An 8,909-nucleotide genomic window follows, 5' to 3' on the forward strand; every position below is an offset into this window, starting at 1 on the left:
AAGCTGGTCACGAGCCGATTAATGGGTCCAGACCCTAACTTCACCAGATCGGCGTGCATCTGCTTCACAGTTCGCCGTTCTTTGCGCGATTTGCGGGTCTGAGCCAATAGCCAGGCGGACAACCGATCCGCATAGGGATCCAGTTTACTTGGGCGTTTTGGCGCCTTGAACTTCGGTTCTACCGCGCCTTCGCGAAGATACTTCTTGATGGTGTTCCGAGACAGACCCGTCCGCCGGGCAAACTCTCTGATTGGCATTTTGTCACGCAATGCCCAGCGTCTGATGACACTCAAAAATCCCATGTCGATCACTCCATGTCCCCCAAACCAAAAACGTCGGGGAAGTGTGTTCACATGGGTCAATTCTCAGTGACAATTTATCGGGCTACCGGGTCAGTTCTCAGTGACAATCAACAGATGCTGACCTATTCGGTGGGCATGCGGTCGCGGCTGGGGTTCGGGGTCTCGATGGGGATCTATTTCGACTACTACCTCGTGGACGAGGTCACCTCGGTGGGCGATGCGGCGTTCCGGGAAAAAAGCGAGGCGGTGTTTCTTGACCGGGTGCGCAACAGCGGAGCGCTTTTCGTGTCGCATTCCATGGCCTCGGTGCGCAGAGTTTGTAGTGCCGGGGCCGTGCTGGAGAACGGCGAGCTGACGTATTACGACAATGTCAGCGAAGCGATCGCGGTGCACGAGGCCAACATGAAACGCAAGACACCTGCCAGGTAGCCGGACTTTGCCGGCCCTGCGGAAAGGGTGTTGACCTTGCAAAACCCGCGCGGTTTAAGCGCTCCAGGTTTCGGGCGGGTATGGTACCTGCCCGGGCGGCCCACGTGTTTCGGCAGGCACCGTTCGGCGTGGATCAGTATTCGGGATGCCGGGGTGACGACAGATAACGGTGCGTGTTTCCTTTTGAAGATTTCGTGACGATCGAGCGTGCCGGGTTCTGGCGCGCCATTCCAGTGCAATGAGGGTCACTATGTCCTACAGCAATGCTTCTTCCACCAGTTCTGACCATGCTTCTGACCATGCGCTCCCCGTGGTGGACGCGCGCAAGATGTATGAGGCGTGGCTGACGGCGGCACGGCTGATTTCGCAACGCGACCGGGCCGCGTGGCAGCAACAGATCAACGAGATGAATGCCACTGTTGCGAAGCAGCGTGCCGATCTGCAGGATCTGACCCGGGACCTGTCGCAGGTCAGTGCATTGCTGGACAATGTCGCGGCCTGGCCGGTTATCCATCAGCCGACATCGATGGCTGCGGCGCGCCAGCGGATCCGGGAGCTGGAAGGCACATTGCGCGGCAACGCCAATCCGATTTCCATCGATACCGAGGGTCTGGATGATTTCGTCATCCTCGGCCAGGTCCGGGACGCGGATGGCGAAGTGCCAAGCGAAGGTGCGATGCTGCTGTCCTACCGGTTCCTCGATGCTCAGGGCCGGGCCCTGGATGTGCCGGACTGGGTGCGGATCTCCAAGGTATTCGGTGGGTATCGCTATTTGGCTCCGGATGCACAGGGCTGGTTCGACCGCCGTGTCGTTCTGCCGGAAGGCACCGTGCGCCTGGAGATTTCGGCCCATGACTTCCGCCCGATGCGCAAGGAATACAAGGACCAGGATCTCCGGCCACTGATGTTGAGCAATCTGCATCTGCTTTCCACGGATGTGCTCACGCAACAATATCTGAACGCGTCGCAGACCCCCGATATGACATGGCCGGAAAAAACGGGTGCCGTGCATATCGACAAGGAAGGGGTAGAATGCCTGATCCAGTTCAACGAACCCGTGCGATCGGTTCAGTTTGAACTTTCTGCCACCGTGTTGAACCCGAAGGGCGGCGATCTCGTGGTTGCGGCATGGCCGGTCGGCGGAAAGAACACGATGGGCAAGGCGCAGGAGGTCCGCATGGAAGGCAGCACCATGCGCATGCCCATCGCACTGCAGGGCGACAGGCCTTTCACCCGCGCCATCATGCGCTTGTCCGCGCGCACCAAGAGCCGTCCCGTGCTGCTGACGGATCGGGTCCTGCGGCAGGTGGCGGTGTACCCTGACCAGGCTGTGCGCAACCTTCTGATGCAGCCCAAGGTCTTGCCGGAGACCCTGAACACGATGAGTCAGGACTGGGAGCGGCGTGGCAAGTGGTTCAGCGTCTACGAGGATATCGAAAGCTATGAAGGCCCGGCTGTTCTGGTCACGCGCCTCGCCGAGGATGCCGTTCCCCTGACATTGGGCTTTTCCGTGGCCGGTGCGGAAGGTGTCAGCACGAACAAGGGCATGGTGCTTTCGGTGTTCTTCTATTCCGACACCGGCGAGCGTCTGAAATTCACCGACAGCGAATTCGCGCATTCTCCGGCCGTGGGCAACTTTCGCTATGTTCCGGTCAGCGAGACCCGGCAGGAGTTCCTCACGCGTCTGCCGATGCCCGCGGGCGCGGCCTATATGGGCGTATGTCTGCAGAACTGGCAGAACACCAGGTTGGCCCATGTCGCGGCGGCGCCGGTTCTTGGCCCGACCGAAGCCATCGGACGCCGCTTCGAGGAGATCGAGTTCGCTCCCGATCGGGACGTGGACCACACCCATCACGGTGTCTATGCCCAGATCGGAGACAACAAATGGCGCGGGCTGCTGCCCAATGTCTGGGAAAAGACCCTGGACACCGAAGCCCGCCAGATCCTCATTCGTATCGGCGAGGATGCACCGCTGTCGGTCTGGCGCGACATCGCGGATACGCTGCATTCACCTGACACCCGGGCGTTGCGCGCCATACTCGACCACGCCAATCGGCTGAAGCTGCCGATCGTGCTGGATGTCAGCCAGCTTCCCAGAGGCGCCGCGCTGCCGTTCAACCTGATCCATGCGGCAACCCAGGTGCGGGCGACCGAAAATCAGGCCCCCCATATTCGCAATGTGACGGCGCCCGGTGCCGTGTCTGTGGTAGAAAAGGATCCGAACTGACATGGGCCGCAAGATACTCGTATATGCACCGATCAATTACAACATCGTGGATGGATCATCGATCTGGCTGCAGTCGATCTGCCGGGTTCTGTCCCGGTTGCCCGACACCCAGGTGGATCTGCTGGCCTTTGCTGCACCGAAGGATCTGTTCGAGCCGCTTCCCGGTCTCAACCGCCTCTGGATGCCGTCGCACGCGATTTTCACGAATTCCGGGTTTGCGTCTCTGGCGCGCGGAGATGTGCTGCAGCCCAAGCAGGCCTGTGATGCCCTTCTGATCCTGGAGCAGCTGGAAGATTACGACTACATCTTCGTGCGCGGCAGCGAAGCGGCGTTCGAGATTGCCAGCCTGGCAGAACGGCGTGCAGCGCTGATCGCTTACCTGACGGATGTGGACGATGGTCTTTTGTGGGACACGCAGAAGAACCTGCAGCAGGTCAAACGGCTCAACCACATCGCCGAAACCGCGCGTCTGCTGTTCTGTCAGACACGCAGTCTGGGCGCTCTGATCGAACATCTGGCGCCTGCGGCCAGCACCAAGCTGTCCTATCTGCCGCCGATGGTGCCCGATGAGGTGTTCCAGAACCGGTCGCGGGTTCAGGACCAGCCGCGCAAGGATCGCATGCGGATGCTCTATGCGGGCAAGTTTGCGACCGAATGGGCGATCGAGGAGATGCTGCAGGTTCAGACGGAAATGGGCGGCGATGACAGCGTGATCGATCTGCATGTCTACGGCGACAAGTTCAACCGATCCACTGACGGCTTCATCGACCGCGTGAAACCGAAGCTGGAGGCGCAGAACGGCTTTGCCTGGCACGGTGCCGTTTCCCGCAGCGAGATGCTGGCCCTGATGCCGAGTTTCGATCTGGGGTATGCTTACCGGCACACATCGCTCGAAGCGAGCCCGGAAGTGTCGACCAAGCTCATCGAGTATGCCGCATCGGGCGTGGCCCCGGTGCTGAACCGCACTCCGACGCACGAAGTCTATTTCGGTCACGATTACCCGCTTTATGCCAACTCCTATGACGAACTGCGTTCGGTTCTGACCCGCGCGGGCAAGGGCGAGATCGACCTGGCCGAGGCGCTGGAATACGTGCAGCCGCATCTGGCGCCGCACAAGATGTCGAATGCCACCACGCGCATCGAACAGGCATTGCAGCGCGTTGAGCCCTTTCCGGTTCCGGGGCGCACCGCGCCGACCGGCCGGCGCAGTCTGCTGATTGCCGGGCACGACCAGAAGTTCATGGGCGATTTGATGGCGAACGTGCTGACCAAGCGCGACTATCGCATCAACACCGCAAAATGGCCGCGCTTCCAGGCGGGCGGCGAAGCGGTGACCGACGAAGGTCTGAAATGGGCCGATACGATCTTCTGTGAATGGGCGCTGGCCAACGCGGTGCATTGCTCGCGCAACAAGCAACCCGGCCAGAAGCTGATCGTGCGGTTCCACCGCTTCGAACTGACCACCGGATTGCCGCAGCAGATACAGATCGGAAATGTCGACGCGATGGTCACGGTCAGCGACCACATGGCGGATCACCTGGTCAGCGCCTATGAATGGCCCAGGGACAAGATCTTCGTGATCCCCAATTCCATCGACACCAAGGTCCTAGACCGGCCGAAGACGGCACATGCCCGGTTCAACCTGGGCGTGCTGGGCGCACTGCCCAAACTCAAGCGCCTGGATCTGGCCGCGGAACTGTTGATCCGGCTGCGCCAACGTGACCGGCGCTTCATGCTGCATGTCAAAAGCAAACTACCCTGGGATCTTCCCTGGACATGGAACAGCCCGGAACAGTTTCGCCATTATGCACAGGTGTTCGACATGGTGCGGCGCAACCATCATCTGCGCGGCGCCGTGCATTTCGATCCCCACGGGCCGGATGTGCCGCAGTGGTTCCAGAAAATTGGCTGGATCCTGTCGCTCTCGGATGTCGAAAGCTTTCACCTTGCCGGGATCGAAGGCATGGCGTCGGGTGCGGTGCCGGTGGTTGCTGAACGCCCGGGCGCCGATCAGATCTTCCCGTCGCAACATGTCTTTGCCGACCTGGACAAGGCGGCGGATTACATCACCGAGAAAGTTTCTGAGCCGGACACATTGCAAGATTTGTCCGTGTCGATGAAGAATGAGGTCCAGATGTATGACAAGGAACGGGTGATGGGCATGTGGATGCAACTGCTCAAGGACTTGGACGCGATATGATGGCGAAAAATAAGAACCTCATTGAACATTCGTGGCGGGAAGATGGTTGGCAATTTGACTATCAAACTTATCGTGAGCCCAAATCAAACAAGACTATTGTGCTCTTGCCCTCTGCACAATCGAAAGCAAAAAGACGTTTCCCATATTATAGCCGAGGGCTTTGGGCTCCTGACTTCAAGTGCAACATTATTGTAGTGAGCGATCCCACGTTACAGCTGAACCTAAGTCTACTAGGTGGATGGTTTCAAGGTGTAAATGCAAATTGGGTATTGCCACTAGTACTTGCGCATATAGATCGCTTTTTAAGCGAATGGGGGCAGAAATGGGAGGATTGTTGTTTTTACGGTAGCTCCTTAGGTGGATTTGCTGCTTTGCAAGCAATCTGCTATCACCCGCAGGCAAAAGCTTTTGTAGAAATACCTCAAATTGACTTGCGTGAATACACTGATCCAAGCATGAGGGACTTGGCACAGTTATGTTATGGAGAGCAAGCAGTTAAAAATGTCGACGATCGGTACTCTAATCGCATTTCAGTGATTGAAACAATAAGAGCAACTCAAGAAATAGGGCGGTTCTTCTATTTCCAAAAGTTAAATGATAGACATCATTTCGACAAGCACTTTTCACCCTTCTCACAATTTCTACAAAGTGAAGGCAAGCAGTATGCGAAGAGTGGGTACATGTTGGAGGTTGGTGACATGTCCGGGCAGAACTCTATGGGTCATAGTCCACTGGAAAAATTTGAAGCCATACGCCTTATATCGTTTTTCCTCGACCTATAAGCTAGAAACGGAAAAGTAAGCGATGAATAAGTCCATAGTCATGATCGGTCTGGCTAAAACCGGCACTACAGGTCAGTATAACCTCGTCAAAAACGAGCTGAAGAGAGAGGCATCTAATGTCCTCAGCGTTTTTGAACCGACCAGACGAACCACAATGCGTAGCTTGGGGCAAGCAGCACATTCTGGCGAAACTGTGGTCACTAAAGTGATGATGGCACGTGAGGAAGAGCTTTTGACCCCGTACAAACTTTTCTCGAAACGTGTCATGATTGTTCGTGACCCAAGGGATATGGTTATTAGTTTTTTGATGTTTCGACCTATGCTCCTTAAGCGTACCCTTCCTGAAGATGAACTGAAACAAAGATTTTCGGTTTTTGTAGATAGCATTCGGGAGCGGGTCGAAGGTGGAAAAAAGAGTGTTTATGAACTTCATAGGCTCTCTGATTCTCTTGGTGCAGGTGTCGTAAACTGGCATCGTATTTCTGATTTGATGGAGCGCCAGGTTTTATTGTTAAAAGAACATAAATTCTTCGTCTCTAAGTACGAAGAATTTGTTGAGAAACGCTATAGTAATCTATGGGATTATTTGGATTTCGCTGAATACTCTGATGCAAATGAAAAAAGCGTTTCTAGTTCGGAGTGGCTTTCTCATATTACTCGATCAAAAAAGAGCGGTGAGTGGCGCAGCTGGTTTACAGACGAAGATTTAAACTTTTTCCGTCCGATTTTTTCTAGATATATGGATCGTATGGGATATGATGACGATTGGGAGCGTGGTGACGCCTCAAAAATTGACACGTCAACCACAATTGATTACCTTGAAAAAAAGTTTACGAAGCTGGGAAAGCAATCCAATCACCTAGCCTCTGTTTTCGAAAATGGAAAATTGGATGACAGCACACTCCCATCTGTTTTAGATAGAGCCGATGATGGCGATTCTAGGTGTATTAAGCTTTTGGTCGATTATTATCGTGATAAAGGATCGGCTGCCAGTGATCAATTTGAGTATTGGAATAGGAAATCCCGGCTACTCGGGATCTGAAATTTGTGGCTACATGAACGAGGCAGGCAGCGCTTTTGTCGCCGACGAACTGACAAAGTATTTCTGAGCCATCCACAGATATGCCGGACAGGGGCAACCTGTTCCGTGTGCGGCCGGACGATCTGCAACAGACCCTTGCAGTTTTGCCCGAGGTTTCCACGGTCCTGCCGGCTGGCCGGTCCCGGCCGAACAGGTGCTGGCTTGGGAAGCGGTCGCAAGACGGCTCTATCACGGGGCGCTGCGGTATCGCAAAAGCATGATGAGGGCGACTTTCTCCGCGCTGTGACCGAGGCGGCGCTTAACAGGCTGCTGAAAAACTCCGTCCTCGACGCCCGTCGCGGAACATGACTCATCGCCACCACGGTATGTACGGAGGTGGCGATGCGCGGATCGGACAAGATGACGGGATCGCTGTTCAGCTACGTCGATCTCGAGGATCGCATCCCTGCGCGACATCCCCTTCGTAAGATCAGGACTGTTGTGAACGACGCGCTCCGCTCTCTGGATGCCGAGTTTGATCGGCTCTACGCCGGAGAGGGTCGTCCCTCCATCGCGCCGGAACGTTTGATCCGAGCCAGTCTGTTGCAGATCCTCTACTCGATCCGCTCCGAGCGGCAACTTATGGAACAGATGGACTACAACCTGCTGTTCCGTTGGTTCGTGGGCTTGGGCATTGACGATGGGGTCTGGGTTCCAACCGTCTTCACGAAGAACCGTGACCGGCTGCTGACCACGGACATGTCCCGCAATATCATGGCCGCCATCCTGGCACATCGTGAGGTGGCGCCGCTGCTCTCGGACGATCATTTCTCGGTCGACGGCACCTTGGTGAAGGCCTGGGCGTCTATGAGTAAGACCGCATGTCTTTCGGGCGGCGTCTGGAGGGCACCGGCCTTTCAGCTTGACGGCTGGAAGTTCCAGGGGAGGAGTTCGTCGAGCCGGCTGGCAGGGTGACCTTCAGCGATGGCTTCGAGGGTGGCCTTGAGGTAGGCGAAGGGCTCGACGCCATTGATCTTTGCCGTGGCGATGAGCGAAGCGATGCGGCCCCAAGAGCGGCCGCCTTCATCATGGCCGGCGAAGAGGGCGTTCTTTCTCGTCAGGGCGATTGGGCGGATCAGGTTCTCGACAGCATTGGAGTCGATCTCGACGCGGCCGTCGTGGAGGAAAGTCTGCAGCCCGTCCCACTGCCGGTGGATGTAGGCAAGCTTCTCACCGAGACGTGACTTTGAGGAGATCCGGCGGCGCTGGCTTTGCAGCCATTCTCCGAACTCGGCGACCAGCGGCGCGGTGCGGGTCTGCCGGGCCGACAGCCGCTGACCGGGACCCATGCCGCGGATCCCACCCTCGATGCGGTAGAGCTCCGCAATCCGGCGCAGTCCCTCGGCGGCGATCTCCGAGCCGTCGCGGTCGAAGACCTCCTTCAGCTTCCTGCGGGCATGCGCCCAGCAATGCGCAACGGTGACCGGCGCGCCGCCTTTCCGCGAGGGGCGCGTCAGCCGGTTGTAGCCGGTATAGCCGTCCAACTGCAGGATGCCATCGAAGCCCTGCAGGACCTGTTCCGCGTTCTGCCCGGCGCGGCCCCGGGGCATAGGTGAAGACCACGCCGGGCGGGTCATCGCCGCCCCATCCGCGGTCGTCCCGGGCCAGGGCCCAGAGATACCCGGTCTTTGTCCGGCCCCGGCCCGGGTCCAGAACCGGCGCCGTGGTCTCGTCCATGAACAGCTTGCCCGATCCCTTCAGGTGCTCGGCGAGCCGGTCGACTACGGGGCCGAGGTGGAAGGCGGCCATCCCCACCCAATTGAACTGATGCGGTGGATGCCCCCACCAACGGCATCTCACATGCCATGATGGTTCCATCGGAACCAATTGGAGGGCGCACCGATGACGACGAAGATCAACATGCTTGCGATTGACCTGGCGAAGGGCA

Annotated in this window: 5 protein-coding genes and 3 pseudogenes; 6 read left to right on the forward strand and 2 right to left on the reverse strand. The window is 57.3% G+C overall.

Going from position 1 to position 8,909, the window contains the following annotated elements:
* Positions 1–32: 32 nt before the first annotated feature.
* Positions 33–302, reverse strand: a pseudogene (locus ACN0SE_RS16475) (MerR family transcriptional regulator); the annotation flags it as partial.
* 114 nt (positions 303–416) lie between these two features.
* Between ACN0SE_RS16475 and ACN0SE_RS16480 the strand changes: the two are divergent.
* The 6 genes and pseudogenes from ACN0SE_RS16480 to ACN0SE_RS16505 all read left to right on the forward strand — a co-directional run.
* The gene (locus tag ACN0SE_RS16480; protein ID WP_417525628.1) at positions 417–731 is read left to right on the forward strand and encodes a hypothetical protein; all 315 of its coding nucleotides are present in this window, start codon (positions 417–419) and stop codon (positions 729–731) included.
* Between the two features lie 250 nt (positions 732–981).
* Positions 982–2,958 carry a hypothetical protein gene (locus ACN0SE_RS16485; protein WP_417525629.1) on the forward strand — a complete coding sequence of 659 codons (1,977 nt, stop codon included), beginning with the start codon at positions 982–984 and terminating at the stop codon, positions 2,956–2,958.
* A 1-nt stretch (position 2,959) separates the two neighbouring features.
* Positions 2,960–5,158, forward strand: coding sequence for a glycosyltransferase (locus ACN0SE_RS16490; RefSeq protein WP_417525630.1), 2,199 nt, complete (start codon positions 2,960–2,962; stop codon positions 5,156–5,158).
* On the forward strand, positions 5,122–5,940 hold the full coding sequence (locus ACN0SE_RS16495) for a hypothetical protein (RefSeq protein ID WP_417525631.1): 819 nt from the start codon (positions 5,122–5,124) through the stop codon (positions 5,938–5,940). The genes ACN0SE_RS16490 and ACN0SE_RS16495 overlap by 37 nt, the downstream gene beginning before the upstream one ends.
* A gap of 22 nt (positions 5,941–5,962) precedes the next feature.
* Positions 5,963–6,982 (forward strand): sulfotransferase domain-containing protein, encoded by a 1,020-nt coding sequence (locus tag ACN0SE_RS16500; RefSeq protein WP_417525632.1) that lies wholly within the window; start codon positions 5,963–5,965, stop codon positions 6,980–6,982.
* A gap of 381 nt (positions 6,983–7,363) precedes the next feature.
* A pseudogene (locus ACN0SE_RS16505) lies at positions 7,364–7,831 on the forward strand (transposase); the annotation flags it as partial.
* A gap of 47 nt (positions 7,832–7,878) precedes the next feature.
* On the opposite strand, the pseudogene tnpC reads toward ACN0SE_RS16505, so the two are convergent.
* Positions 7,879–8,782 (reverse strand): annotated as a pseudogene (gene tnpC / locus ACN0SE_RS16510) (IS66 family transposase); the annotation flags it as partial.
* Positions 8,783–8,909: the final 127 nt, after the last annotated feature.

Origin of the sequence: Marinovum sp. (assembly GCF_048263515.1) — a bacterium.
Lineage (GTDB): Bacteria > Pseudomonadota > Alphaproteobacteria > Rhodobacterales > Rhodobacteraceae > Marinovum.

Excerpts from the sequence above, each read along its gene's own strand:
- ACN0SE_RS16480 (WP_417525628.1), top strand. The coding sequence starts at position 417 with ATGCTGACCTATTCGGTGGGCATGCGGTCGCGGCTGGGGTTCGGGGTC.
- ACN0SE_RS16485 (WP_417525629.1), top strand. The coding sequence starts at position 982 with ATGTCCTACAGCAATGCTTCTTCCACCAGTTCTGACCATGCTTCTGAC.
- ACN0SE_RS16490 (WP_417525630.1), top strand. The coding sequence starts at position 2,960 with ATGGGCCGCAAGATACTCGTATATGCACCGATCAATTACAACATCGTG.
- ACN0SE_RS16500 (WP_417525632.1), top strand. The coding sequence starts at position 5,963 with ATGAATAAGTCCATAGTCATGATCGGTCTGGCTAAAACCGGCACTACA.